Annotated in this window: 23 protein-coding genes and 1 pseudogene; 14 read left to right on the top strand and 10 right to left on the bottom strand. The window is 60.6% G+C overall.

The window, feature by feature from the left end; genetic code table 11:
• Positions 1 to 50: 50 nt before the first annotated feature.
• A complete protein-coding gene (locus E8E91_RS24335; protein WP_280379502.1) occupies positions 51 to 536 on the top strand; it encodes a nuclear transport factor 2 family protein in 486 nt (161 codons plus the stop codon).
• 110 nt (positions 537 to 646) lie between these two features.
• Here E8E91_RS24335 and E8E91_RS24330 read toward each other — a convergent pair whose 3' ends face one another.
• From E8E91_RS24330 to osmE, 3 genes are all read right to left on the bottom strand, one after another.
• Positions 647 to 1315 carry a phytanoyl-CoA dioxygenase family protein gene (locus tag E8E91_RS24330; protein ID WP_280379500.1) on the bottom strand — a complete coding sequence of 223 codons (669 nt, stop codon included), beginning with the start codon at positions 1313 to 1315 and terminating at the stop codon, positions 647 to 649.
• Between the two features lie 269 nt (positions 1316 to 1584).
• Complete coding sequence (locus E8E91_RS24325; RefSeq protein WP_280379498.1) at positions 1585 to 2259, bottom strand: MarC family NAAT transporter; 675 nt, start codon at positions 2257 to 2259, stop codon at positions 1585 to 1587.
• Positions 2260 to 2598: 339 nt separating this feature from the next.
• Positions 2599 to 2952, bottom strand: a complete 354-nt coding sequence (osmE, locus tag E8E91_RS24320) for an osmotically-inducible lipoprotein OsmE (protein ID WP_280379496.1) — start codon at positions 2950 to 2952, stop codon at positions 2599 to 2601.
• A gap of 311 nt (positions 2953 to 3263) precedes the next feature.
• Here osmE and E8E91_RS24315 point away from each other — a divergent pair, with 311 nt between their 5' ends.
• From E8E91_RS24315 to E8E91_RS24300, 4 genes are all read left to right on the top strand, one after another.
• A complete protein-coding gene (locus tag E8E91_RS24315; RefSeq protein ID WP_280379494.1) occupies positions 3264 to 4013 on the top strand; it encodes a hypothetical protein in 750 nt (249 codons plus the stop codon).
• 311 nt (positions 4014 to 4324) lie between these two features.
• On the top strand, positions 4325 to 5890 hold the full coding sequence (locus E8E91_RS24310) for a PAS domain-containing methyl-accepting chemotaxis protein (protein ID WP_280379491.1): 1566 nt from the start codon (positions 4325 to 4327) through the stop codon (positions 5888 to 5890).
• Between the two features lie 668 nt (positions 5891 to 6558).
• Positions 6559 to 7938 carry a cytosine permease gene (locus tag E8E91_RS24305; protein ID WP_280379488.1) on the top strand — a complete coding sequence of 460 codons (1380 nt, stop codon included), beginning with the start codon at positions 6559 to 6561 and terminating at the stop codon, positions 7936 to 7938.
• A 213-nt stretch (positions 7939 to 8151) separates the two neighbouring features.
• A complete protein-coding gene (locus tag E8E91_RS24300; RefSeq protein WP_280379600.1) occupies positions 8152 to 8688 on the top strand; it encodes a tyrosine-type recombinase/integrase in 537 nt (178 codons plus the stop codon).
• A gap of 128 nt (positions 8689 to 8816) precedes the next feature.
• On the opposite strand, the gene E8E91_RS24295 is transcribed toward E8E91_RS24300, so the two are convergent.
• The 3 genes from E8E91_RS24295 to E8E91_RS24285 all read right to left on the bottom strand — a co-directional run bounded on the left by E8E91_RS24295 (position 8817) and on the right by E8E91_RS24285 (position 11322).
• Positions 8817 to 10112: a PAS domain-containing protein gene (locus E8E91_RS24295; protein WP_280379486.1), complete on the bottom strand. Its 1296-nt coding sequence runs from the start codon at positions 10110 to 10112 to the stop codon at positions 8817 to 8819.
• Between the two features lie 250 nt (positions 10113 to 10362).
• Positions 10363 to 11031: an energy-coupling factor ABC transporter permease gene (locus E8E91_RS24290; RefSeq protein WP_280379483.1), complete on the bottom strand. Its 669-nt coding sequence runs from the start codon at positions 11029 to 11031 to the stop codon at positions 10363 to 10365.
• Between the two features lie 90 nt (positions 11032 to 11121).
• A complete protein-coding gene (locus E8E91_RS24285) occupies positions 11122 to 11322 on the bottom strand; it encodes a hypothetical protein (protein ID WP_280379481.1) in 201 nt (66 codons plus the stop codon).
• Positions 11323 to 11366: 44 nt separating this feature from the next.
• Between E8E91_RS24285 and E8E91_RS24280 the strand changes: the two are divergent.
• From E8E91_RS24280 to E8E91_RS24265, 4 genes and pseudogenes are all read left to right on the top strand, one after another.
• Positions 11367 to 11771 (top strand): annotated as a pseudogene (locus E8E91_RS24280) (LLM class flavin-dependent oxidoreductase); the annotation flags it as partial.
• 413 nt (positions 11772 to 12184) lie between these two features.
• The gene (locus E8E91_RS24275) at positions 12185 to 12640 is read left to right on the top strand and encodes an Hsp20/alpha crystallin family protein (RefSeq protein WP_280379479.1); all 456 of its coding nucleotides are present in this window, start codon (positions 12185 to 12187) and stop codon (positions 12638 to 12640) included.
• A gap of 27 nt (positions 12641 to 12667) precedes the next feature.
• Complete coding sequence (locus tag E8E91_RS24270) at positions 12668 to 13039, top strand: Hsp20/alpha crystallin family protein (protein WP_280379477.1); 372 nt, start codon at positions 12668 to 12670, stop codon at positions 13037 to 13039.
• A gap of 27 nt (positions 13040 to 13066) precedes the next feature.
• Positions 13067 to 13570: an Hsp20/alpha crystallin family protein gene (locus tag E8E91_RS24265; protein ID WP_280379475.1), complete on the top strand. Its 504-nt coding sequence runs from the start codon at positions 13067 to 13069 to the stop codon at positions 13568 to 13570.
• A 457-nt stretch (positions 13571 to 14027) separates the two neighbouring features.
• Here the strand turns inward: E8E91_RS24265 and E8E91_RS24260 are convergent, their stop codons facing one another.
• Positions 14028 to 14984, bottom strand: coding sequence for a nitronate monooxygenase family protein (locus E8E91_RS24260; protein WP_280379473.1), 957 nt, complete (start codon positions 14982 to 14984; stop codon positions 14028 to 14030).
• A 282-nt stretch (positions 14985 to 15266) separates the two neighbouring features.
• Between E8E91_RS24260 and E8E91_RS24255 the strand changes: the two genes are divergently transcribed.
• From E8E91_RS24255 to E8E91_RS24235, 5 genes are all read left to right on the top strand, one after another.
• Positions 15267 to 15653, top strand: a complete 387-nt coding sequence (locus E8E91_RS24255; RefSeq protein WP_280379472.1) for a VOC family protein — start codon at positions 15267 to 15269, stop codon at positions 15651 to 15653.
• A 71-nt stretch (positions 15654 to 15724) separates the two neighbouring features.
• Positions 15725 to 16150, top strand: a complete 426-nt coding sequence (locus E8E91_RS24250) for a GNAT family N-acetyltransferase (protein WP_280379469.1) — start codon at positions 15725 to 15727, stop codon at positions 16148 to 16150.
• Between the two features lie 158 nt (positions 16151 to 16308).
• The gene (locus tag E8E91_RS24245; RefSeq protein ID WP_280379467.1) at positions 16309 to 17052 is read left to right on the top strand and encodes a class I SAM-dependent methyltransferase; all 744 of its coding nucleotides are present in this window, start codon (positions 16309 to 16311) and stop codon (positions 17050 to 17052) included.
• A gap of 968 nt (positions 17053 to 18020) precedes the next feature.
• Positions 18021 to 19646 carry a multicopper oxidase domain-containing protein gene (locus E8E91_RS24240; protein WP_280379464.1) on the top strand — a complete coding sequence of 542 codons (1626 nt, stop codon included), beginning with the start codon at positions 18021 to 18023 and terminating at the stop codon, positions 19644 to 19646.
• A gap of 20 nt (positions 19647 to 19666) precedes the next feature.
• Positions 19667 to 20281 (top strand): SCO family protein, encoded by a 615-nt coding sequence (locus E8E91_RS24235; RefSeq protein ID WP_280379461.1) that lies wholly within the window; start codon positions 19667 to 19669, stop codon positions 20279 to 20281.
• Positions 20282 to 20479: 198 nt separating this feature from the next.
• Here the strand turns inward: E8E91_RS24235 and E8E91_RS24230 are convergent, their stop codons facing one another.
• The 3 genes from E8E91_RS24230 to E8E91_RS24220 form a co-directional block, all read right to left on the bottom strand.
• Positions 20480 to 21355 carry a hypothetical protein gene (locus E8E91_RS24230; RefSeq protein WP_280379460.1) on the bottom strand — a complete coding sequence of 292 codons (876 nt, stop codon included), beginning with the start codon at positions 21353 to 21355 and terminating at the stop codon, positions 20480 to 20482.
• A gap of 10 nt (positions 21356 to 21365) precedes the next feature.
• Positions 21366 to 22187 (bottom strand): OmpA family protein, encoded by an 822-nt coding sequence (locus tag E8E91_RS24225; protein WP_280379458.1) that lies wholly within the window; start codon positions 22185 to 22187, stop codon positions 21366 to 21368.
• A 50-nt stretch (positions 22188 to 22237) separates the two neighbouring features.
• The coding region (locus E8E91_RS24220; protein ID WP_280379457.1) for a YadA family autotransporter adhesin at positions 22238 to 23967 on the bottom strand (1730 nt) is incomplete at its 5' end.

The following is a 23967-nucleotide window of genomic DNA, read 5'->3' as shown; positions in this document are numbered from 1 at the left end:
GCAAAACCAGCAGTTACTCCCCACTGTTTCTGCCCCTCAGAAGACCAACAATGAAAAACTCAATCATCGTGCCAGCGGCGCTGGTCGTCGTTCTTGCAGGCTGTACTTCTTACTCATCGACTTCCGGCTCCGGCACTGGACGCACGGAAGAATGCAAGGCAACCAGCGAACAAGAAATCTCGGCGTTGTTCGATCGATGGAATCGGTCACTGCAAACCGGCGACCCACTCAAGGTTGTCGCCAACTATGCCGAGCGCTCCGTACTACTTGCGACCGTATCGAACAAACCGCGAACGACCCCGTCCGAAAAGGAGGATTACTTCCAGCACTTCCTGGAAAACAAGCCGGTGGGCAAGATCGACTGGAGAATGATAGAGATCGACTGCAATTCAGCAGTCGATGCCGGGCTTTACACCTTCACGTTCGGCGCTTCCGGCACCCAGGTGAAAGCTCGCTATACATACACCTACAAATGGGACGGACAGCAGTGGCTGATCACCAGCCATCACTCGTCCGCAATGCCCGAGAAAAATTGAGGCGCCAAGGGCGCAATGCACCTCGACCAGGACGACTGCTTCTGGCCGATTTGGCAGCTTTGGGTCGGCTCCGTCCGGTCGTAACCGGCAGCGCCGCCCATGGCTGCCCCCTAGGCAAAATCCGCGGGATCGAAGCGCTCGGTGGTGTCCATCCGAATTCCTCGCAGGCCGGCCGTCTCCAAGTGAGATGCGTATAGAAGTTCGGAGAAATAGCTGATCAGGATCGAGCGACGCCTTGCGCCGGTTGAGTTCAGACTGCCCGCATGCACCAGATCGACATCGAACACCAGGATGTCACCAGCGGATCCCGATAGCTGCACGGAGCGGGACTCGTCATTGAAGTCGAATGGCGGCTCCCCCTGCTCAGGGCGATGGCTGCCGGGGACGATACGTGTCGCTCCGTTCTCGGGGCCATAGTCGTCGAAATAAGCCAGGGCGTTCACCATGTCGCCTGGCCGTTGGGCCGACAAGTCGCGGTGCAGTCGCTGATGACCACCCTGTGCCCGAGGCTCGCGACCCTCCACCTGCGAAAGGAAGAACCTTTCCCCGATCAACTCACCAACCACTGCCAACACCTCAGGCAGACGACACACAGCCTGAACCCTCGAATCAACTTCCAACAGCGAATGGCGCCAGTCCATGCCACGCGGCACCGGCCATTGGCTCGACGGCTTCACGCCTGCATCGAACACAGCGCGAAGCTCATCCAGCCACTCCGCCGGGATCGCGCGACGAAGCAGCACGTAGCCATCTCGATGAAGTTGCTCACGGTCAGTCATGGCTTCCTCAATTCCCTTTTCACCAATGCGTCTTGCAGAACCGCCCGGAGCCAGACTAGAGCATCGGGTGTTAGTCAGGCGAATGATGCAAAAAACGCTGCCTTTGGCAAAAGCGGCCGGTCACAAGTAACCCGAACCGAATCAAGCAGTGCAGTGGATACATGCGGGAATGATCAATGGAGCCTTGGCTGAGCCGCCAAGGCGGAGACGTCAGGCACTGGCAAAACCATGAAGGAGGTTATTGGCCAGCTTCATGGGTCTGGATGGATTTATGGATGGCGAAGTAACTGGATGTTGTTATTGATGAGGGTTTGTACGATTTCTATCGATCCATTGATGGCAAATTGAACCCCCATGCACACGAGCAAAAAGCCCATCATGCGTGAAACCGCATCAACTCCTGATGGGCCAGTTACCTTCATTATCAGATCTGAAGCTCGCAAACAGCCCCAGAGTATCAGTGCGGTTGAAAGGAAGATTAATGGTGGCGCTATCAGTATCACCCACGATGGAAAAGTCGTGTTGTGCTTGATGGTGGCGGAGGCACTGATGATCAGCGCAATAGTACCCGGCCCGGCCGTACTGGGCATGGCCAGCGGGATGAATGCAAAACTGGCTCGCTCCTCCTTGCTGCTGTGAGAGGTAGAAGGCTGGGAAGGTTGAGGGAATAGCATTTTTGCGCCAATTATTATCAGAATTCCGCCACCAGCAATTCGTAAACCCGGTATGGATATATTGAAAGCATCCATGATCAATTCACCTAAATAGTAGGTGAGTATCATGATGAGAAATACGTTAAGTGCCGTCAGGAACGCCTGTTTGTTCTTTTCTTCGCGACTAAGTCCTTGGGAGAAAGCCAGGAAAAGCGCCACTGTCGTTGGTGGATTTATCAATGGCAGCAATGCCAGCAGCCCCAGCAAAACGGCGTCTAATAAGTCACCCATGCCCAGCCATCCTGAAAGTTTTCTAGTGATTCTCCACAAGTACCTGCCTGCGGAGATCAATCTGCACCGGCATCGTCGTCTCAATATAGACGTAGAACTCACTGCATCCCCAGGTAGCACTCAACGACCTATCGGCACAGATCAATTTCGGCCCAATTGCTGCTCAGCGTGAACCAATACGATCCAGTTCGCGCGGGAGTCCGTCGCGGCTCAGGGTGTCAAAGGGCAGCAAGAGCAACACCCGGCAGCACGGTCGGACGCCGAGGCCAGTGCCGATATCGCACTGCCGACCTGGGATCTGCTTACCGCCGAAAGCCTCGGAGCACGACAAGGCTTCCTTCACTTGCCATAACCCGGGTCCATATAGAACGGCACCTTGGCATTTTCCTGGTACTCGTCCCAAAAGGCGCAGGTCCGGAAGTCCTTATGGTCAACGTTGTCATTGGCATCAAAGCTGACCATATACGGCTGCCGTTCGCCCGCATGGGTGAACAGGTATTCATAGCAGGAGCCTGGTTGCGCCTTGCGCGTCAGGGTCATGGCAGGCTCACCACCGATTTCAATGACCTGCTGCTTGGTCATACCCGTCTGGACTTTCGCCACCAGCGGTTGGTCTCGATAGGTCACGGGGTTGCCGAAACAGCCGCCGACCGCCGCTAGCGCCACGATCATTACGAAATGCAGTTTTTTCATGGCCGCTCTCCTGATACGAATGCGCGAGGAGAACTTCGAATGTGAGGGTGCTCTTAAAATTAAAGTCTCTTTCTCCATGACCGAGCGGCCTGCGGCAGACGCTAGGGGCCGCTTGCCAATAGCAACCCTTCATAAAATCCGTCCCCCTTTTGGACTATGTCCCGCTTTTTTGCCCCGACTACTATCCGCCAGTTGGCCGACCAGCTTGCCGCTTGAGCAGGAGTCCTGGTGCCCTGATATCGCAGCCCCTGATCGACTGCATGGTTTTGCACTGTGGCCCGACATAACAACAAGAATTGAGGATGTGGATCATGCGAATGAAGTCGCTGCTGTTGCTGTTGTGCCTGATTGGCCCATTGGCCTGGGGAGATGGACGAAGCGCCGCGCAGTTGAGTGAAATCCTCAGTCGCAGCCAACTGATGTGTGCCAGCGCGATGGTCTACTTCAATCCGGCCGAACGCATGCCCGACCCACGAGCCTTGAACGCTACCTACGAGCACCTCAATGCGATGGAAACCTACGTGGTACAGCTGGGACAGCCCGAGTCGTTGTTGCAGCCGCTGCGCGCAATGAAAGAAGATTTCGACGCCCTCGAGCGACTGCCTCGGACCGAGCGCGAGCGTTACCCGGAGCTGGTCCAGCAACTGCTCGGCCATCAGCAACAGCTGCAGCGGGCGACCTCCACTGCTTACACCAACGCCGGGCCCGACATGGCCGCCGCCGACATCTGGGCGCAAAGCCAGGCCCTGGCCACACTGTTGCTGGACTACCAGGTTCGTCTCTACCCGCTGTCGCACAAAGGCGGCCTGACGCTCACACCAGATCAGGCAAAGGAGCTCGACCAGATGATCGAGCAGCGTTTCGAGACGCTGCTGGCACGCCATACCGAGCATGCCGAAGTGCTGTCCAAGGCCAGGGCCAGCTATCTGTTCGTACGTCCGCAACTCCAGCAGATGACGAAGGGCGGCAGCGCTGGCAGCGGTGGTCCCGAGTTTTATCTCAATCGCGCCTCCATCGATCTGGACGAGCTGGCGGTTGCAGTACTGCCCCCCGCCCCCTGAATCGCGTGTCGCTTCCCCCTCCCCTTGCAGCCGCTGATGCGGCTGCCTCCCAACTACCTGCAGCGCAATAGGCGACGGGCAATCAGTCCGCCTCTGACGAATCAGCCCGTTGGGCGTCTGTCGCGAAATGAAAAGTACCTGACAGCCAAAGCGAAGCCGGGAAGAACCGTCATTCCTAGGATCTTGAGCACCGGGCCGGGGCTGCGTCACGCCACAACGTTCCCCAGCACACCGGTATTCCCTGGCCCGTCCAGGCTGGAACTCCCCGGCTCCCATACCCATCCGCAGCGTTGCTATCAGCAGGAATACAGATGCGCAAGAACATGCCGACCACCCAACGGGAGCGCAACATCCCGGCCCAACAGCATCTGACCTCGGTCACCGACTGCAACGGCGTCATCACCTACTGCAATGACGAGTTTGTCGCTGTCAGCGGCTTCAGCCGGGAGCAGTTGCTCGGCAGCCCGCATAACCTGGTGCGCCACCCGGACATGCCAGAGCAGGTGTTCGAGCAAATGTGGGACTACCTCAAGGCCGGCAAAAGCTGGATGGGCATCGTCAAGAACCGCTGCAGCAATGGCGACTTCTACTGGGTCAACGCCTATATCACGCCGATTCTCGAGGCGGGACGGGTGGTGGGCTACGAGTCGGTGAGGACCCGTCCCGACGCCAGGCAAGTACATCGCGCCGAACGGCTCTACGCGCGACTCAACAGTGGCCGGGCGGCAAATTCCATGGGGGAGCGTCTGGGCGTGGCTGCGCGCTTCCTGTTGCTGCCACTGCTCGGCGCCCTGCTGGGCGTGACCTTGTACGCCGAAGGGCATGCGGGGTTTGGCATCGCCAGTGCTCTCTTGCTCACTTTCGGGCAAACCCTGGCCACCCTGGGTTTCGTGAAGCGTGCTCTGTCTCGGGTGGCACAAGCCGCGCCCAAGGCATTCGCCAGTGAATTGGTGGCGCGCACCTATACCGACGACACCGGAGCGGTGGCCAGCCTCCAGCTGGCGCTGATCAGCGAGGGGGCACGCATCCGTACCGCGCTTTGCCGGCTTGGCGATTTCGCCGACCTGACCGCCAGCCAAGCCTCGCAGAATGGCCAGTTGGTGCAACAAGCCGAGCAGGCCCTGCAAGCGCAACAGGTCGAGGCGGAAATGGCGGCCACTGCCATGCACGAGATGGCGACATCGATCGCCCAGGTGTCCAGCCACGTGCAGCAGACTGCCCAGGAAGCCCGACAAGTCAGCCAACTTTCACTGGAGGGTTCGCGACAGGCGCAGCAGAGCCGGCTGGTGGTGGAAAAACTGGCACAAACCGTGGACCAGATCAGCACGTCGGTGACCGGCCTGGCCACCGAAGCCGAGTCGATCCAGCAGGCGGCAGACATGATTCGCGCCATCGCCGAACAGACCAACCTGTTGGCCTTGAATGCCGCCATCGAAGCCGCACGCGCGGGCGAACAGGGACGTGGCTTCGCCGTGGTTGCCGATGAGGTGCGCGCCCTGGCGTCCAAGACCCAGGAGTCCACCGAGGCGATCCAGCGCATCATTGCCAACCTGCAGGGCGTGGCCGGTCAGGCCGTGACCATTGCACAGCAAGGCAGCAGTGAGGCGCGCAGTGGGGTGGAACGGGTGGTCGAGACCGAAGCCGCCCTCGGCGGCATCACCGTCGCCGTCGAACGCATCCACCTGATGGCCGAACAGATGGCCAGCGCAGCCGGGGAGCAAAGCCGGGTGGCCGAAGATATCTCGCGGCAGATCGGCACCATCTCCGAGGCTGCCGAGCACAATGCCGCGATCACCTCGCGCTCCTCCCAGCTGGGCAGCGAGCTGGCAACCACCGCGCATTCCCTGCATGCGCTGGTCGCGCGCTTCAACACCTGAAGCGTTGGATCATGCGTGGGTGCCAGGCCGTATAGGGCTGCTCCCACGGGCGCTTGTAGCGCTTGCGGCGGGAGAGTCGCGTTACAGCGTCGTGTTTTGGGTAGAGGCACGAAACCCAATGATGCTGTGTCTCGATCGGGCTCCGACCTTGTACCTCGGCGCCAATCCACCGGGAAGTCGGCCGGATACGGTCGAGTGTTTCCACTCTGGACGTCCGTTTCCGGCCGATGCTGTTGAAAAAGTCGGTGTTGGCCAGATTCACCTGTCCATAGCCCCAAAAGCAGCTGATTTGCGCGTAGCTACGTGAAATCCAAGGTAGTTCTGCCCCGGAAATGGCTCAGATTTCAGCGTACGCAATGCACTTTTGCGGGCAGAAATCTCGAAGGGAGTTTTTCAACAGAATCTGCCAGTAGCGGACTGTTGGAGCCGGCTGAAAACGACCCGAAGCTGCCGGTGGCGGCAGGCAACAATTGGTCAAATTGGAATGGAACCCTCCAATGGTGTAGGCCTCATTGGGAGGCAGGAAGGTCTCTAGCGATTCCGGGGTTATTCAGGGGTGGACGAACCACTGGTCGCGTGGGTCGTTAGTAGCTACGAGGTGTTCGTGATCAGGCCGAAGAGCCCTCAATCACCAACTGATAATCGGGGGGATAATTCAGGAGGCGGTCGTGAAGCTTGAAAAGCGAAGTATCGAGTTTGTCCCTCACGCTGAGCGCTATGGCACACCCAGACGGTTGTTCACTATCTGGTTCAGCTCCAATTTCCAAGTGACTGCTCTGATGGTCGGCACGTTGGGTATCGCCTCAGGATTGAGCTTCGCCTGGACATTGCTCGGCCTGCTGATCGGCAATCTCGTCGGCACCATCTTCATGGCTGCACACTCCGCCCAGGGCCCTCATTTGGGCGTCCCACAGATGATTCAGAGCCGCGCACAATTCGGTGTCTATGGCGCTGCGATTCCCTTACTGGTGATGGTCACGGCGGCGGTGCTATTTCTGGCCGCCAGTGGCGTCCTGATGCGCGATGCCTTGAAGGCGCTGGTGCCCATCAGCGATGACCAGGCCATCGTGGCGGTGGGCATTCTGACCTTCATTATTGGTTTCGTAGGCTATGAGCTGATCCACCGTCTAGGGGCGTGGATGAGCCTGATGTCAACGCTGGTATTTGCCAGCGCGCTGGCCTTGATCCTGCTGCACCCCAGTGACGCGATATCGACAACTGCAATAACCAAGGGCTTTTCACTGACGGCCTTTAACCTGGTCGTCGCGCAGGCGGCGTCCTGGACATTAGGTTACGGCCCCTACGTGGCCGATTACTCGCGTTACCTTCCGGCCCAGGTCAGCACACGCGCCACGTTCTGGACAACTTACTGCGGCTGCGCGTTAGGCTCTTTCGCCATGATGGCCTTGGGCGCTCTACTGGCCGTTGCGATCCCCGCAGTGATTGGGCATGACCCAGCAACCGCAATTGCCACGCTGTTCGGCCCCTGGGCGCCATTGGCGTTGGGCGTGATTGCGCTCGGGGTGATCCAGTACAACGTGCTCTGCCTGTACAGCGCCTACATGTCTTCGGTGACGATCTTCGGAGCCTTTGGTGGGCTGCGACACGTCACAGCTTCTGCAAAAGCGTTGGTGATGGCAGTGCTGACCGTAGCCGCCACCCTGATCGCCATCGCTACCCAGTATCGTTTTGACACCTTCTTTGCAGACATTTTGATTGGACAGCTCTATCTGCTGATCCCCTGGAGTGCGATCAACCTGGCTGACTACTACTGGGTGTGTCGCGGTCACTATGAGGTGGGCGAGTTGTACGACCCCAAAGGTCGGTACGGGCGCTTCAATCGACGAACGCTAGTGGTGTATGCCGTCTCGATCATTGGCACGATCCCGTTCATGAAGCTTTCGTTCTACACCGGCTTTGTAGCGAACTGGCTAGGGGCGGACATTAGTTGGGCTGTGGGCCTGGTACTGGCAGGGGCACTGTACTGCATGGTGAACAGCCAGCCCTCAATCAGGCAACGTCAATGCCAATCTCCTGTTCCTGACTGATTCCTTAGCGACGTGGGCTATACGGGGATTATGAAGTCGTTCGCAGCTTGTCCATGGTCTGCTGTTGGCCGGTTAGCGCCCCTTGCACTGGCTGGCCATCCTTGTCTTCCCTCACATGGAGGAAAAGCCATGAACACTATTGCTACCTGCGGCCATCAACCGTGGAACAAAGGAAAATTGGTTGGGCAGAAAGCCCCGCTCTGACTTAGAGATATCTGGGCCATCCGAGTAAGGCTTCAAATCGCGGAGAGAGCCCGGGATCTGGCTCTCTTCGATCTGGCCATCGACAGCAAGCTGCGAGCCTGCGACTTAACCAAGCTCCCTGTGCGCGACGTTGCCCATGGTGAGCATGTGTCATCACGAGCCATCGTGATGCAGCCGAAAACTCAGCGACCTGTGCAGTTTGAGATTACAGAGCAGACACGGTCGGCTCTGGAGGCCTGGATACGTCAAGCCCAGCTCAGTCGCCAGGACTGTCTTTTTCCGAGCCGGCTGCATGCCTCAAACCATCTCTCCACCCGGCAATACGCTCGAATCGTCAAAGCTTGGGTGAAAGCCATTGGCCTTGATCCGGCCATGTATGGAACCCATACGATGAGACGAACTAAGGCAACGCTGATCTATCGCAGAACAAAGAACCTGCGGGCAGTCCAACTCCTGCTCGGCCATACGAAGTTTGAGAGCACCGTTCGATACCGCGGGATTGAGGTCGATGACGCCTTGGAGATGGCGGAGCAGACCGAGGTCTAACCATGCATAGCGGCGGTCGGAGTCAGACCGTCGCTAACCGGCAAGCCACTCCTTAATTCGATTGACGCAGTCCGATTAACCATTCCAGTCCAGGCCCTATCGTCCAAACCGCTAACATCGCTCTGGCGCTAACCCGCAGAGATCATGTTGGCTGCTTGCTGCGTTGCTTCGCTCGTACGAGTTGCCAACTTGCGCACTTCGTCGGCGACCACTGCGAAGCCGCGCCCCGCATCGCCGGCCCGTGCCGCCTCGATGGCGGCGTTCAGCGCCAGCAGGTTCGTCTGGCTGGCTATGCCCTGAATTGTCGCGACGATGTTGGTCAACTTGGCGAGATTGTCCTGAATCGTCTGATGCTGCAGTTCTTGGGCTTCACGCAAAAGACGTTCTTCATGACTGAAATGGATGTCAGAAATTGCGCCCACTGTCCGCAACGCCGTTCCATTGGCCGCGCGCTGAGTTTGTCCACGCCCACGAAACCAACGGTACTCACCGTTCCTGTGCCTTAGCCGATAGACGACGTCGAAGGGAGTATTTCCCGAACGGTCGCCAACATGATCGATAAAAGCCTTCACAGCGCGCTGGCTATCCTCAGGGTGCAGGCGAGATAGCCAACTGTCGAACAGGTCGGGAAAGTCCTCGACGGTTTCGTAGCCAAGCAGTCGGCGCATTTGTGACGAGAACCAAATGGCGTTAGCCGGGTTTGCCGGATCGCCGGCGACGATGTCAACGTCCCACAGCGCATCGTGGATGCACTCGCGGGAGATGTCGAAACGAGTGGCGACCAACGCCAGTTCGTCGTCTCGAAGACGCTGGTCGTGGATGTCGCGCAGTACGCCGGCGATGACCTTTGGCGTGCCATGCGCGCCGCGTTGGCAGAAACCGGCAATGTAGAACCAGCGGTAATCACCGTTGCCCACTGACATCCGCGCCTCCTCTGCGTAAGGCATCTGTCCGGATCGATCGGCCAGGTGCCCGGCCATAGCATCCAGGACGCGAGCGTGGTCGTCAGGGTGTATGCGCTCACTCCACATGCCGAATCTTGCTGGCATCCGTGCCGCTTGCGGGCCGGTCCAGCGGATCGGTGTACTGGGCTGTGGGCCAGCGTCGTCGAGGGGCATGGCCCAGAGCCGTTCGCCGGCACCCAGAGCTGCCAACTCCCAATCTTCCATTTGGGATTTCGACTGACGCAGCTCAGCTTCGAGCTCAGCGCAACGGCCTGCCACGACTTCCAGTTTGCGATTGAGTTCGGCCAGTTGCGCCGCCGCTTCCTTGCGCTCGACGAGCAAACGCTCGCTGCCCTCCAGGAGCCGATGCATCAATGGAGAAGCAACTACCATCGGCATGTGATCATCGTCGGGATGTTCCATCCTGTCGGCAAGCAGGGCCAATGCCTTGCGGTCAACACTTCGAAAGATGGAGATCATAGAGACACCTGCCGTTCTTTTTTGAGGAAATTCCAAGGTGCTGCCGCCATTTCTCTCCGAACAAAAGCACTCAAGGTAAGCTCTGCGATCATGGGCTTTCTCGAACTTGGCCTGCGCGAGGCCCCGGGGAGTTGTCGGGCCTCGCCTATGGGGCATCGCCGGCAGGGACGAAAGGTGGATGACGGTGCCAGAACGTCACCTTTTTGGGGGCGCAACTGTCTGGTGCTGAGTGCTCGGCGCCACCCTGCGCTCAGCCGGCCTGGTGCAGGCGCCGCTCGAACAGCAGGCCACCATTGGCCAGCTTGGCAAGGGCGAGTACACCCAGGTCCACTAGCGGCTCGACGACGATGACCGTCATATAAGCGCCACCAAAGGTCATCACCTTCGCCACACTCTCGAGCGTGAGCCCCTGACCGTAGAACGCCCAGAAAGCGACCCAGGTGACGATACCGGCCTGGTAGGTGGTGGACAGCATCAGTACTTGGCGGTAGCTCAACTCCACGTAGGGAGTTTTTGAAGCGATGATGCGTTTAGCCAGTACGGTGACAACGAACAACGGTGCCAGCAGGGTGGTGACGTTCATGCCGTACTGGGGTAAGTCCATGGGGGCGAAGAACATGCCTTGGAGCAGCAGGCCCAGTGCCAGGCCAGCGGCCGCTGGTGCAGCGCCGAACAGCAGGAACAACATCGAACCGAGGATCAAATGTACCTCGGAGACACCAACTGGATGGTGCGGCAGCACCTCGAAGAAGCTGAAGACCAGCGCCGTCGTCGCCGCGATGCGCGCCAGCAACGAGACAGCGCCCCGCTCGTGAAGGTCTTGGCCGATAAGCTTCAGGCCATATGCGCCAACTCCTGCGGTGGTCAGGTAGCTCAGGCCGATCTTTCCGGCCTCAACCAGACCAGGTTCGATATGCATGACTCTCTCCTTGGCCGTCCTATCGACGGCGAAAAGTGATGAAGGTATTTCCAGACGGCGTACGTTTGGTCCCGGAAGACGCTATGTCGCTCAGACCTGGGCTGGACTGACGGCCACCGGCGAGCGCTTGGGCGACAGGTGGGCATGGTCATGAGTCGGCGGACAGTAAGCATTTGCCAGCATCACGGGCTGACCATGGGGAGTGTTCAGGTAGGCCCGCCGCCACTCCGCAGCCCGCTGGGCGATGTCGTCCGCACCGGCCAGGCCGAGGTAGGTGACCATCCGTTCCATGGCTACGATCCACTGCCGGAAGTAGGCGTCGTTGACGCTTTGACCGCTACGCCGACAATGAACCGCTGACCACCCAGACCGAGGGCCTGACCTCCTACGTGATGCGCCCGGACGGCAGCGGCAAGCCGCTGACCGCTGGCGAGGTGCGCCAGCGCTTCGCCCGGGTAACCCGTGGCAGCGACCTGATCCTGGTAGGCACGCCGGCGCAGATCGCCGACCGCATCGAAGAGCACGCGCGAATTTCCGGTACCGACGGCTACATGCTCAACCCGCTGGTGAGTCCCGGTACCCTGGAGGATTTTGCCGAACTGGTGGTGCCGGAGCTGATCAAGCGTGGTCTGTATCGCACCGAGGCGCCGCAAGGGTCGTTCCGTTCGCGACTGCGAGAGGACAGTGCCGACCGCCTGCCGGACAGCGCTTACGGCGCGACCTTCCGCTTTGATCGCTGAGATTGTCCGCGGGGGCGACATAGGCCAGCCGAAGCGTTTCGGTCATAGGGAAACGCGTTGTTTCACAAACATCCAGTCCAGCCATACCCACCGCCCAGTCTGAAGCTCTTGCCCACACCTGCCCGGTTTTCAGGGCCGGGCCGGACGAGCGAAGGCGAGGTGCGTTTGGCTGCATCGTCGAGCCTGACCGAGTTCGAGAAGCCCGGATTTGAGCCGTTCCCCGGGCTACGTCCAGTGGAGCCAGGGCAAAGAATCAATGTGCAAATGCGTGGGAATAACTAATTCCATGTTCGTTTAAGCCAGGACTTGAAAAGCTCGAGATCGCTTACATATTTCCCGTCGTCAGGGGCCGGAGCTGGGTGCTTCGAGCCTCCTGTCCGAGATCATGTCAGTCAGCCGGAAGGAGGTTTGTCATGTACGAGTCCCTTCTTAATCTGTCGAGCGATCCCATTGCCGAGTTCGAAAGGCTGCAGCGCGAACTGCAACAGGTCCTGGGGCCTGGCCTCGGGCGTCCGGGCAGCATTCGTGCCTTGGCCAGTGGTGCTTTTCCTGCGATCAACGTGGGTAGCACGCCGTCCAGCATGGAAGTCTACGCCTTCGTTCCCGGCGTCGATCCGAACGACCTCGATGTGCAGATTCACCGAGGGTTGTTATCGATATCCGGCGAGCGCCGGCCGGCGCGAAACACGGAGGAAGACAACTGCTCCGTGTATGCCAACGAGCGCTATTCCGGACGCTTCAAGCGCACCGTGAGCCTCAACGATGAGGTCGATACCGACAAGGTCGAGGCTCAGTATTGCGACGGCGTTCTCCGCATCTCGCTGCCTCGGCGCGAGGCTGCGCAGCCCAGGCGCATAGCCATTCAGTAACAGCATCGGTTTGACGGAGGAGTCACCATGAACGACAAGCAAGCGGTCGTGCGCGGCGAGACTGAAACCCAAACACTGCTGCCGCGTATCGATGTCTTCGAGGATGACAACGGAATCCAGGTGTTCGCGGACCTTCCGGGGGTGCCCAAAGAGCGTCTCGTGGTCAACGTGGAAGGTGACACGCTTGTGCTGGAAGGGGAGATCATGCCGGCGATGTCCGAACAGCTGGAGGCCGTCTATGCCGAAGTCCAGCTCTCGCGCTTCCGGCGAGCCTTCACCTTGAGCTCCGAGCTGGATACGACGCAGATCGACGCTCAACTGCGGGACGGCGTGCTGGATTTGCGTATTCCCAAACACGCGCATGCCCAACCGCGGAAGATCGCCGTGAGAAGCGAGTAGGCGCCTGAGCTCGAGGAGGTCGATCCCATGGATAAATTAGCTGAGTTCAAGCATGGCCTGGAGGAAACCTGGCATTCGCTGGGTGAGGGTTGGCGCCAGCTCCGCGATCGTGCCAGCGAGGCGCTGACGCGTTTCACGCCCGTCAATCGGAGCAGGAGCGCCTTGGAAGATGCCTCCTCACCACCAGCACTTGCCTCGAACTGGGGCTTGCTGGCAGGCGATCTCTATGAGGATGGCGAACAAATCGTCGTCCGGCTGGAGGTCCCGGGAATGGTTAAGGAGGATCTTGAGCTGGAAGTGCGGGGAGATGTTCTGTTCATTCGCGGCGAAAAGCGTGTCGACCAGGAACGGGGGAATGGGCGCTACCGCGTCCGCCAGTGCACGTTCGGCAGTTTCCGGCGCCGCTTCCAGCTTCCCGCGCCAGTCATTGCCGAGAAGGCCAGGGCCAAGTGCAGCAACGGCGTGCTGCGTATTGAACTGCCCAAGGAAGCGTCTGCGCGTGGCCGGCGCATTGAGGTTCGCCAGGGCTGACACCACGATGCCTGGCGATCGTCCTGCCGGTTACAGGCAAGGGAAATTGCCTCGTCACCGCGGTAGCCCGCCCGCGACAAACTTGCGGGCGGGCAGTTTTCAACCGAGGAAGTAGAAGGCGCCAGAACTCACCACTCCGAATTACCGCAGCGTGATATCGTCGTCAGATAACGCTAAACCACCAGTGAGTGGTCAAGAAGCCAGCGTGTACGCAAGGGAGTGACGAGTATCTGGCTGGGAAGGCGCCGTTTATTGATGGTGTGCTGGGGTGACTGATTTTCCGGCGCTCACCAGTGTTTGGGGCGCTGGAAACGGTTCCTTTTTAGGGGCAACGCCGACCACAAGCAGTCATTCGAAAGAAGCCGCGTTCAGCGCCCTTTCTGCCCGGGTAGTGATGGCCTGCCAGAGGGACCAAACACGGCCTCCTCTAGCAGCGCCAAGCACAAGGCGTTCCTGGTTACGCACCCAACAGCCTGGCCTTTGCCTCCGCGTATTCGCGCTTCAACTGCGAGACGTACTGGGCCACTCCCTGAACCTTGGTGACCGGGGCGATACCCTGGCCACAGCCCCATATGTCCTTCCAGGCTTTCTTGGCGTCGCCGCCGAAGTTCATCTGGCTGGGATCGCTCTGCGCAAGATCGTTGGGGTCCAGGCCCGCCGCGATGATCGACGGCTTCAGGTAGTTGCCATGCACACCAGTGAAGAGGTTGCTGTAAACGATATCGTCGGATGAGCACTCGACGATGGCCTCTTTGTAAGACTCGGCAGCATTGGCTTCTTCGGTGGCAATGAAGGCAGAGCCGATGTAGGCAAAGTCAGCGCCCATGGCCTGTGCGGCAAGAACCGCACCTCCGGTGGAAATGGAGCCGGACAACGCCAGCGGACCATCGAACCACTGGCGAATCTCCTGGATCAGCGCGAATGGGCTCTTCTCACCTGCGTGGCCGCCTGCGCCCGCGGCGACCGCGATCAAACCATCCGCTCCTTTCTCGATGGCCTTGCGAGCAAAGGTGTTGTTGATCACGTCATGCAGCACCACACCGCCGTAGGAATGCGCGGCCGCGTAGATGTCTTCCCGGGCGCCAAGCGAGGTGATGATGATGGGCACCCGGTATTTCACGCAGAGCTCCATGTCGTGCTCCAGACGATCATTGCTCTTGTGCACTATCTGGTTGATGGCGAACGGTGCCGCAGGGCTGTCGGGATTTTCCCGGTTGTAAGCATCCAGGGTCTCGGTGATCTCGGCCAGCCAGTCATTCAGTAATGAGGCGGGTCGAGCGTTGAGCGCCGGCATGGAGCCGACGATTCCAGCCTTGCACTGTTCGATCAGCATCCTGGGGTTGCTGATGATGAACAGCGGGGAACCAATCACCGGGAATGGCAAGCGATCCAGCGGTGCGGGCAGTCTAGACATGATGAACTCCTGTTTTGTGCGCATGGTGACGCTTGCTCAAGCTACGGGGCCCCACCGGGAGCCAGCCTTGCGCAAGCTACATGAATGCCGCGCAGGCCGGCCAGCCCCACAAGAGCCAGGCGCTGGCCATCCCGGCACAGATCTGGTCCACCGCGGTCAATTACTGATCACGGCTCTGGATCGGCCAGGGTGAGCAGCTACTATCACGAGTCTTCACCAATAAAGCGCCATCACAGCGCTCGGATCAGCAGGATGCTCCGCATCCACAGGGAGGAAAGATTGATGAAGATCGTTGTCACCAGTCTGCTCGTCGACGACCAGGACAAGGCCCTCGCCTTCTACCGGGACGTGCTCGGTTTCGAGCTGAAGCACGACATTCCCATGGGCCCCCATCGGTGGCTCACCCTGACTTCGCCGGGCGATCCCAACGGCGTCGAACTGGTGCTGGAGCCCGACGTCCACCCAGCCGCGAAACCTTTCAAATCAGCGATCAAGCAGGACGGCATCCCCTACACCTTCTTCGGCGTCGACGACGTGCACGCCGAATACGCCCGGCTATCAGCCGCCGGCGTCCGCTTCACCCAGCCTCCGACCGCCATGGGCTCGGTCACTCTCGCGGTGTTCGACGATACGTGCGGGAATCTGATTCAGATCGTGCAGGTGCATTGAACTGCTTGCCGCCAGGGCGGACCGAAGGCCCCACAAGTTCATATCAGCGTAGAAATCTAAGGGAATAGCGAATGAGTACTCGGATCGAAATGACGGAGAACCCAGGAGAGGATGAGCTCTCGGCCATCCTCCGGCCCTTGCGGGCGCATAACCGTTCCAAAGCGGGTGACCCAAAGCCAGAAACTATCGCCCTGCTGGTCCGTGATGAACACACCAACGAAATCATTGGCGGCCTTTACGGCGAGATATTTTATCGCTGGCTGTTCATCGAGTTGCTCGCCATACCCGAGCAAACGCGGGGACAAGGCACAGGCTCACGCCTGATGAACATGGCTGAAGGCGTTGCACGAGAAAAAGGCTGCGTCGGAATCTGGCTCGATACCTTCGATTTCCAGGCGCCAGCGTTCTACCAGAAGCTTGGTTACACCGAGTTCGGCCACCTGGATGATTTCCCCCCAGAGCACAAGCGCTTCTTCTTCCAGAAGCGCCTGGCCTGACGTGCTGAACCAGGCCCTGACCGATAGGCCTATGACGACACAGCGCCAAACCGCAGGACAGCAGCTCGCAGTGGCTGGGGCGGGAAGTCTGTTTTCGGCGGGAAGTGCTCGGGGCTGAGGTACTATGCTGCGCCGAAACTTCCGCCCCCTGGCTGCTTATGTCCTCCAATGCGCTGTACACCGACCTGTCCACCTACTACGACCTGATGTGCGCCGACATCGACTACCAGGCCCAGAGCCATTGCGTGCGCCGGCTTCACCAGCTGTTCGGCAATCAGGGGCGCAGGCACCTGGACCTCGCCTGCGGCACCGGACCACACGTGCGCCATTTCCTCGACTTCGGCTATCGCAGTGCCGGTCTGGACATCAATCAACCGATGCTGGATCTCGCCCAGTTGCGCTGCCCCGAGGCACAGTTCAGCCGGCAGGACATGGCGAGCTTCCGGGTGGGCGAGCCGCTGGACCTGATCACCTGCTTCCTCTACTCGATCCACTACAACGCCGGGCTCGAACAGCTGCGGGCGTGCCTGGACAGTGTGCACGGCGCACTTGGGGAGGACGGCGTGTTCTGCTTCAACACGGTGGACAAGCGGCAGATCGACAACCGCTCATTCGTGCGCCACACCGTGGAGCACGAGGGCAGCCACTTCACCTTCGGTTCCGGCTGGTACTACAGCGGTGAGGGCGAGCGACAGGCACTGCGCCTGAGCATCGAAAAGACCACGGAGGGGGTCACCCAGACCTGGCAGGACGAACACGCCATGGTCGCCCTGAGTTTCACCGAGTTGCAGCACCTGTTGCAGCCGCATTTCGAAGTGCACGTCTTCGAGCATGACTACGAACGGATAACTCCCTGGGGCGGCACGTCCGGGAATGCTTTGTTTGTCTGCGTAAAGCGCTAAGAACCTGCTGATCAGGGTCGGGTGCTGTTTCAGAAGTAGATCTAAGGAGTGGAATAATACCTCCCCCATTAACGCAGACACTTCTGCGTCTGATTTCTGTTAGAGATACCCTTTCGCTGGAGGTTTGGTGTCGCGCTGATTTCTCGTTTTCATTCCGGCAATTACGACGTTAAGCGCGCAGCCCTGAATAGTACCTATGGCACTGATGGCACACTGATAATAGCGATAAAATATCGTATTGATTGCAAGTGCAGCTAAGCTTCTGCCAGACAATAAAAAAGGATGAGTTCCTGTTGTCGTGTTTCAAAGGCAGGCGAGCAATGCGGTTCAGGGGGCTCTTCAATCGTTGGGAGTCTTATTGTGAACAACGCATCAATCCGCTGTGCGGAGCTCGTATTCCTTTCGCATGCGCTTGCCTCTCCCCTCCTCCATGGCCCACCTCTCGTTTGACCAGCAGCGCCACCCTCCTGGCGCGGTCATCGCAGTCGTAATCGACCATCCTTGACCACAGAAGCGGCAACGTCCGCTGAGGTGCGCTCAGGCGGTGGCACTCACCTGGTTAGCGTTCATACAAGCTCTCGCTAGGGGCTCGTACCAACCACGCAACAAGGAGAGCAGCCGCCATGCTTACATGGAAAAGCAGACTGCCCGCCGCTGGCGGGAAAAGGCTCATTCCAGCGAGGGGCTGGAAGCCTACACCCTCTCAAGGTTCACCTGAGGACGGAGCACGCCGCACCTTCCTCAAATGGTCCACCGGTGCAATGGTCGCGCCGCTGTTGCTGAGTGGCCGTGACAGCTCAGCCGCAAAAGGATCTGGCAGCGGCTCGCAAACGTCGTCCTCAGGTCCAGGCGGTCAAGACATAGCCAGCAGTCCACCCACCAGACCGTGGCTGGAAGTACTGCCACGGAAGATTGTCCCGCTGAACACCGTTGACGCCCTGTTTCCACTCTCCGAGTTGGAAGCCAAGGTGGGAGATGGAGAAGCCGGGCGCCCGGCCCACCAGCACTTCGAGGTCCTGGAGCGCCTGGGCGGCGCGGACCTCTATGAAATAAACGCCCAGGCGATTCCCTGGCAATTTCATCCCGACTACCCCCAAGCCAAGCAGTTGATCTGGACGTACCAGGGCACCAATCAATCAGCCGCGCCGAAGCCGACATTCCCCCTCACGATCCTCGCGCGCTACGGCCGACCGATCATTTGCCGCTTTCACTGCCAACTGACCGAGTCCACGGATCGACTGGTTGCGCGGGGCTTCGTCCGTCCGAGGGTTGGCAGCCCGGAAATGTCCACCCATCTGCACAATCTGCACGCGTCCTCCGGGTGCGACGGCTTCCCGTCCGACTTCTATAGCGCCGCAGATCTGCGCGACGCCTCGCAGATCACCCCAGGGGAATTCAAGGATCACCTCTATCACAACCTCTACGCGGGGTACCTGGAAAACCTGGAAAACCCCGGGCCATTCACCGGTTATTCCCCCAATGGCCAGCCGATTGGTGACTATCGCGAGGGGCTGGGCACGCTGTGGTTCCACGACCACACCAAAGACTTCACCGCACCGAACACCTACCTGGGGCTGGCGGGTTTTTACCTGATATTCGATGAGTTCGACTCGGGCGACGAGCGCGATTCAAACCCCAATGCCCTGCGTCTGCCCAGCGGCGACTATGACTATCCGTTGGCCTTTGGCGACAAGCGCTTCGACGCCAACGGCCTGCTGTTCTGGAATGAGCTCGGCCCGGAAGGCGTGCTAGGCGACAAGGTCACGGTCAACGGCAAGATCGAACCGGTGTTGCCGGTGGATGCCCGCAAGTATCGTCTGCGCCTGCTCAACACCGGGCCCAGCCGCTTCTACGAGTTCTACCTGGTAGATGCCTCTGGCAAGGAACAGCGCTTCGACTACCTGTCCAGCGACGGCAACTTGCTACCAGAGCCGTTACGCGGAGAGACCAAGGTGCGCCTCGCGGTCGCCGAGCGCGCCGACATAGTGGTGGACTTCTCCCAGTACCCGATCGGCACCGAGCTCTACCTGGTGAATCGCCTGCAGCAAGACAGCACCCGCAAGCCCAGCGTGGTGCGCAGCCCCGGCACTCGGGTGCTGAAGATCATTGTCGATCGCACTCCGGCGCAACAGGACCTCAGCCAGGTACCCGACCAGCTGCGCCCATTACGGGAGCTGCCGACCCCGGAGGAGCTCCACCGGCTACGAGAACGGCGCTGGGAGTTCGATCGCCAGAACGGCATGTGGGCGATCAACGGCAAACTGTTCGACGCCGAGGACGACAATGGCAACAGGATTCCACTCGGTGCCGCCGAAGTCTGGGAACTGTCGGGCAAGGGTGGCTGGGACCATCCCGTTCACATCCATCTGGAAGAAGGCCGCATCCTCAGCAAGAGCGTGGAGGGTGTCCCTGTGCCCGTGCCGCCTCACGAGCAAGGGCGCAAAGACGTTTTCGTGCTCACCGGAAGCATGACCATCCGATTGCTGGTGCGCTTTCGGGACTTCACCGGCAAGTACGTGATGCACTGCCACAACGTGATCCACGAGGACCACGAGATGATGGTGCGCTTGAATGTCGTCGATGAAACGACTTGATCAGCAGCGGTGGATATCAGATGAACACACGCAGAGATTTGATGCTCGGCATGGGTACCGTCGCATTAGGGCTATACGCCTTGCACAGTGTCCTGAACCTGCGCCCCACAGAGGCCGGCACGGCCGACGAGAAACGCATTCCCAATACGCCGCTGTACACGCACGAGGGCAAAGCGGTCAGGTTCTATGACGACCTGGTGCGTGGCAAGGTCGTGGCCATCAACATGATGTATGCAAGCTGTACCGGGATCTGCCCGACCGCCACGGCGAACCTCAAGCAGGTACAGAAGCTCCTGGGAGACCGTGCGGGGCGCGACGTCTTCATGTACTCGATCAGCCTGCAACCCTTGCTGGATAGCCCGCAGGTCCTCAAGGCATACGTCGAACAGCATGGCATCGGACCTGGCTGGCAGTTCCTGACAGGCCGGCCTGACGACGTCGAGCAGTTGCGCTACACCCTCGGCTTCTACGACCCCGACCCGCTGGTCGACGCCAACAAGGCCAGTCACACGGGTCTGGTGCGCATCGGAAGCGACGTGGATCATCGCTGGACCACGGCGGCCGCCCTGGCAACGCCCAAACAGATCTGGCGCACGATCAATCACGTGGATCGAACTCGTTTGCGCTCGGCGTAAGGCTAAAGACAGAGCGGAGACAGAAACGGGCACAGCGATCTTTCCCTGGGCTGCTCAACTGCTTCTGGCCAAAAAGCAGCTGGCAGCCAACGGTACCCGGCAACCAGGGAATGCTCGGAAACGAAATGACTCACGGCGAGGAAAGCATCTCCTCGCCGTGAGTCCTGGGCCATCGCGGGCGGTAGTCTCCCGCAAGCCTCAAGGCGTGTTGGCGGCAGGTTTCGGGTCCATGCGCTGGGTGACGGCCTCGGGGTAGTAGGCGATCTTCAGCGTGCGGCGCTGGCCCATCAGTTGTCCCTCCCCGTACCAGGTGATGTTGTCCTGGCGCAACGTCATGCCATCGTTGCTGTACTCGTACTCGCCGCCGTTGGAGGTGCCGAAGGCGAAGCGCTGGTTGTCCAGGCGCTTGAGGTTGAAGCGAGTGCCCGGCAGTGGCATCTGCTGCTTGACCCGCTTGAGGAACGCAGGTGCGAGTTCAGAAAACAGCTCGCGGGTGCGCGCCTGGTACTGGGCGTCAGTCAGACCCGGGGTCTGCTGCAGCTTGTCGGCGATCAGGCTGAAATACTCGGCGTCGGTACGGGCCAGCGCGATGCGCACCGCCATGACCTCGCCCAAGCGCGCCTTGTCGATCTGCAACTTGCCATCGGCCCCCTTCCGCGCAGCGATGAACTCGTTGCCGTCGACCTGGATCAGCGGCGCGGTAGCCAGGTAGGCGGCGCAGGCAATCTCGCGCCCCTTCTGGTTATCGTTGACCAGCATCGCGGTCACGCCGCCCTTCTTCTTCAGGCTCTCGCTGGTTTCACCGCTGGCGGCGACGAAGCGATCGACTTCAGCGCGGTCCACCTCGCCGCGGGCCAGGCCGCAGATCTGCTGCATCACCGCCGGGTTGCGCTTGCCGTCCACCAGGGGCGTCATGCTGAACACGGCATTGCGGATCACCGGCAGCGCCGGGTACTCCAGCGTGCCCAGGGAATTGGCAGGCGTGGCAGCGGCGGTCTGGTCGCTGCCCTTGCAACCGGCCAGCAGGCAGAGCGGCAGGAGCATTGCGGTCAGCCATTTGCTGTGGGTAGTCATGGCACGTTCCTCACTCTTGATGGGTTTGCGCCACAGTGGCGCTGGACTCGACGACGACCCGACGGTTTGCCGCCAGGCGATGGATCAGCTGCGCGCGGGGTGCATCCGGGCAGTCAGCAACCGGCTCGGCCGCGCCGACGCCACGTACCTGCATCAGCGCCGCTGGCACGCCAGCGGCGGCCAGGTAGTCGCGCACCGCTTCGGCACGCCGCCGGGACAGGTCGAGGTTGTAGGCCGGGGACCCGAGGCGGTCGGTGTGACCGGTGATGCTGATCCGCTGCGGGTGCTGCGCCTTGAGCTGCACGGCCAGGCGCTCCAGGCTGGCGCGTCCGGTCTCGCTCAGGCTGGCGCTGTCGAAGGCGAAAGTGGCGTCACCGGCGAGGGTGACGCGCTGAGCCGGCTCGCTGACGAGCTGGGCGACAGGCGCGGGCTTGAGCTGATCGAGGCAGTCAGCGGGCAGGAACAGGAAGCTTTGCGCCTGCATGTCCTTGTCGAACAGCACCTTGTACTGGCAGACCAGGTCGGCCTGGCCCGCGCGACGAAAGCGCAGGATGTAGTCCCACTCGCGTACGCCGAACAGACCTTCCTTGAAGTGCGGGGCACCGAGCAATTCGTAGAGCTGTGCCTTGCCCATGCCCGGCTGAACCTTGGACAGATTCTCCAGGTTCACGTAGCTGCCCTGCGGGCGGTAGGAATCGTTGATAGTGGGGAACTTCGGTGCGCTGCTGTGGCCCTGCTCGTCGACCGGGCTGAGGGTGCCGCAGGCCGCCAGAAGCAGGCCGGCGCAGGCGACTGCCAGGGCGCGTACGGCGGGAGAATTGAAAGCGTTCATTTTGACCTCCTGGGGACGGCCCGGCCGCAGCCGGGCCTGGATAGGAAAACTCACCACTGGTAACCGATGCCGACAGCAACGCCGGTATCACCCTGACTGCTCGTGCTGCCTTGCAGCTTGGTGACCCACTTGCCGTTGTCGGAGATCTTCGAAACGCCGATGGCCAGCGCACCCTGTCCGCGGTAGTTGCCCAGGCCGACGGTCGCCATGCTGGCGCCCGGTGCGTAGGGTTGCGGCAGCGTCGCCATCGCCATGGCCCCGGCGATACCGGCGCTGAGGATGTCGTCCTGCTTCTTCAGGTCCTGGCGAAGCGCGCTGTAGCGGGAGTCGGTGTAGTCGTAGAACTGGTTGGAGATGTCTCCCATGCTCTGCTGCAGCTGACTGACGTTCACCGCATCGGTCGGCGCGGAGCCGGCGGCCACGTTGGTGACTTGCCGTTCGTTGCCGGCGCTGCCGACGGAAACGCTGTTGGCGCGGTCGGCCACCGAGTTGGCGCCCAGTGCAACCGAGTTGTCCGCCTTGGCATGGGCGTCGTTACCCACCGCTGTGGCGCTCTGGCCGCTCGCCCGAGAGCGAGTGCCGATGGCTGCGCTGTTGCCTCCGGAAGCTGCCGCACCGGCACCGCCGGCCACCGAGTCGGTCCCGGTCGCGCGCGGCTTGGGCAGGTTACTGGTGTTGTTCACCTGGAACATGCCGTCGGTGCCATTCTGCAGCTTGCTCACATCGCCCTCGGTCCTGGTCACCCGGTTGTCGAGGTTGCTGACATGGGTGGTGACGTTGGCGACGGCGGTGTTGACGTTGTGGATGGAGTCGTCGGTGTACTGCTTGGACTCCGCCACGGCGCCGTCGAGCTGGCGCAGGTTGACGGCATCGGTGGCTTCCTTGCCATCGGCGACGTTGCTGATGGTGCGGGTTTCACCGGTGGCGGCATTGCCCACCGAGACGGTACCGACGCTGGCGTTCGCCGCGTTGGAGTACTTGCCGGTGTAGCTTTCCGCGCCCCGACCGTTGTCGCTGGCACCCTGCCCCAGGGCCAGGCTGCCATCGGCCGTGGCACTGGCACCCTCGCCCATGGCGATGGCGCCCTTGCCGCTGGCCTGGGCTTTCGGGCCCACGGCGACGGAGTCGGCACCGCTGGCGACCGAGTCGGCCTTGGCCGAGTTGGCGTGGAAGTACTTGATGCCGCCGCCATTGTTGATGCTGGTGACGCTGCCCTCGATGGTGGTGACGCGGCCATCGATGTTGGTGACCTTGGCGTTGGTCTCGTTTAGCTGGGACATGTTCACCGCATCGCTGTCATCCTCGCCGCGAGCGACGTTGGTGATCTTGGTGCCGCCGGTTCTGGTCGCGCGGTTATAGGTCGGACCACCCAGGGTGATGCGGTTGTGAGTGCTGTTGTCGTACATCACCGAGTCCGCTACCGCACTGCTGGTGATGGACTTCAGCTGGGCGACGTTGACCGCATCGGTGTCGTCCGCACCCGCCGACAGCCCGGTCATGCGACGGTCGCCGATGTTGACTTCGCCCCTGGCGGTGCCGCCCACCAGGTAGGCCTCGTGGCCGAGGGTGCTGCCGTCCGCGACGGAGCCGGCGCCCAAGGCGATGCTGCCGTCATGGCTGGCGACCGCGCCCATGCCGATGGCCACTGAGTCCGCGCCCGAGGCGACCGAGTCGGTGCCGGTGGAGTTGGCGTGGAAGTACTTGGTGCCGGTGTCGTAGATGTGGGTGACGCGTCCATCCAGGTTGGTCACATCGCCCTTGAGGTTGGTGACGTCGCCTT

The sequence above is a fragment of the Pseudomonas sp. BN515 genome, assembly GCF_029873155.1.
Taxonomy (GTDB): domain Bacteria; phylum Pseudomonadota; class Gammaproteobacteria; order Pseudomonadales; family Pseudomonadaceae; genus Metapseudomonas.
This window is presented reverse-complemented; position numbering and strand designations above follow the sequence as displayed.

Coding starts and splice junctions, on each gene's coding strand:
- E8E91_RS24270 (WP_280379477.1), top strand. CDS start 12,668: ATGAACGACAAGCAAGCGGTCGTGCGCGGCGAGACTGAAACCCAAACA.
- E8E91_RS24330 (WP_280379500.1), bottom strand. CDS start 1,315: ATGACTGACCGTGAGCAACTTCATCGAGATGGCTACGTGCTGCTTCGT.
- E8E91_RS24245 (WP_280379467.1), top strand. CDS start 16,309: ATGTCCTCCAATGCGCTGTACACCGACCTGTCCACCTACTACGACCTG.
- E8E91_RS24225 (WP_280379458.1), bottom strand. CDS start 22,187: ATGAACGCTTTCAATTCTCCCGCCGTACGCGCCCTGGCAGTCGCCTGC.
- E8E91_RS24335 (WP_280379502.1), top strand. CDS start 51: ATGAAAAACTCAATCATCGTGCCAGCGGCGCTGGTCGTCGTTCTTGCA.
- E8E91_RS24315 (WP_280379494.1), top strand. CDS start 3,264: ATGCGAATGAAGTCGCTGCTGTTGCTGTTGTGCCTGATTGGCCCATTG.
- E8E91_RS24285 (WP_280379481.1), bottom strand. CDS start 11,322: ATGGAACGGATGGTCACCTACCTCGGCCTGGCCGGTGCGGACGACATC.
- E8E91_RS24295 (WP_280379486.1), bottom strand. CDS start 10,112: ATGATCTCCATCTTTCGAAGTGTTGACCGCAAGGCATTGGCCCTGCTT.
- E8E91_RS24250 (WP_280379469.1), top strand. CDS start 15,725: ATGAGTACTCGGATCGAAATGACGGAGAACCCAGGAGAGGATGAGCTC.
- E8E91_RS24310 (WP_280379491.1), top strand. CDS start 4,325: ATGCGCAAGAACATGCCGACCACCCAACGGGAGCGCAACATCCCGGCC.
- E8E91_RS24325 (WP_280379498.1), bottom strand. CDS start 2,259: ATGGGTGACTTATTAGACGCCGTTTTGCTGGGGCTGCTGGCATTGCTG.
- E8E91_RS24260 (WP_280379473.1), bottom strand. CDS start 14,984: ATGTCTAGACTGCCCGCACCGCTGGATCGCTTGCCATTCCCGGTGATT.
- E8E91_RS24290 (WP_280379483.1), bottom strand. CDS start 11,031: ATGCATATCGAACCTGGTCTGGTTGAGGCCGGAAAGATCGGCCTGAGC.
- E8E91_RS24230 (WP_280379460.1), bottom strand. CDS start 21,355: ATGACTACCCACAGCAAATGGCTGACCGCAATGCTCCTGCCGCTCTGC.
- E8E91_RS24265 (WP_280379475.1), top strand. CDS start 13,067: ATGGATAAATTAGCTGAGTTCAAGCATGGCCTGGAGGAAACCTGGCAT.
- E8E91_RS24275 (WP_280379479.1), top strand. CDS start 12,185: ATGTACGAGTCCCTTCTTAATCTGTCGAGCGATCCCATTGCCGAGTTC.
- E8E91_RS24255 (WP_280379472.1), top strand. CDS start 15,267: ATGAAGATCGTTGTCACCAGTCTGCTCGTCGACGACCAGGACAAGGCC.
- osmE (WP_280379496.1), bottom strand. CDS start 2,952: ATGAAAAAACTGCATTTCGTAATGATCGTGGCGCTAGCGGCGGTCGGC.
- E8E91_RS24235 (WP_280379461.1), top strand. CDS start 19,667: ATGAACACACGCAGAGATTTGATGCTCGGCATGGGTACCGTCGCATTA.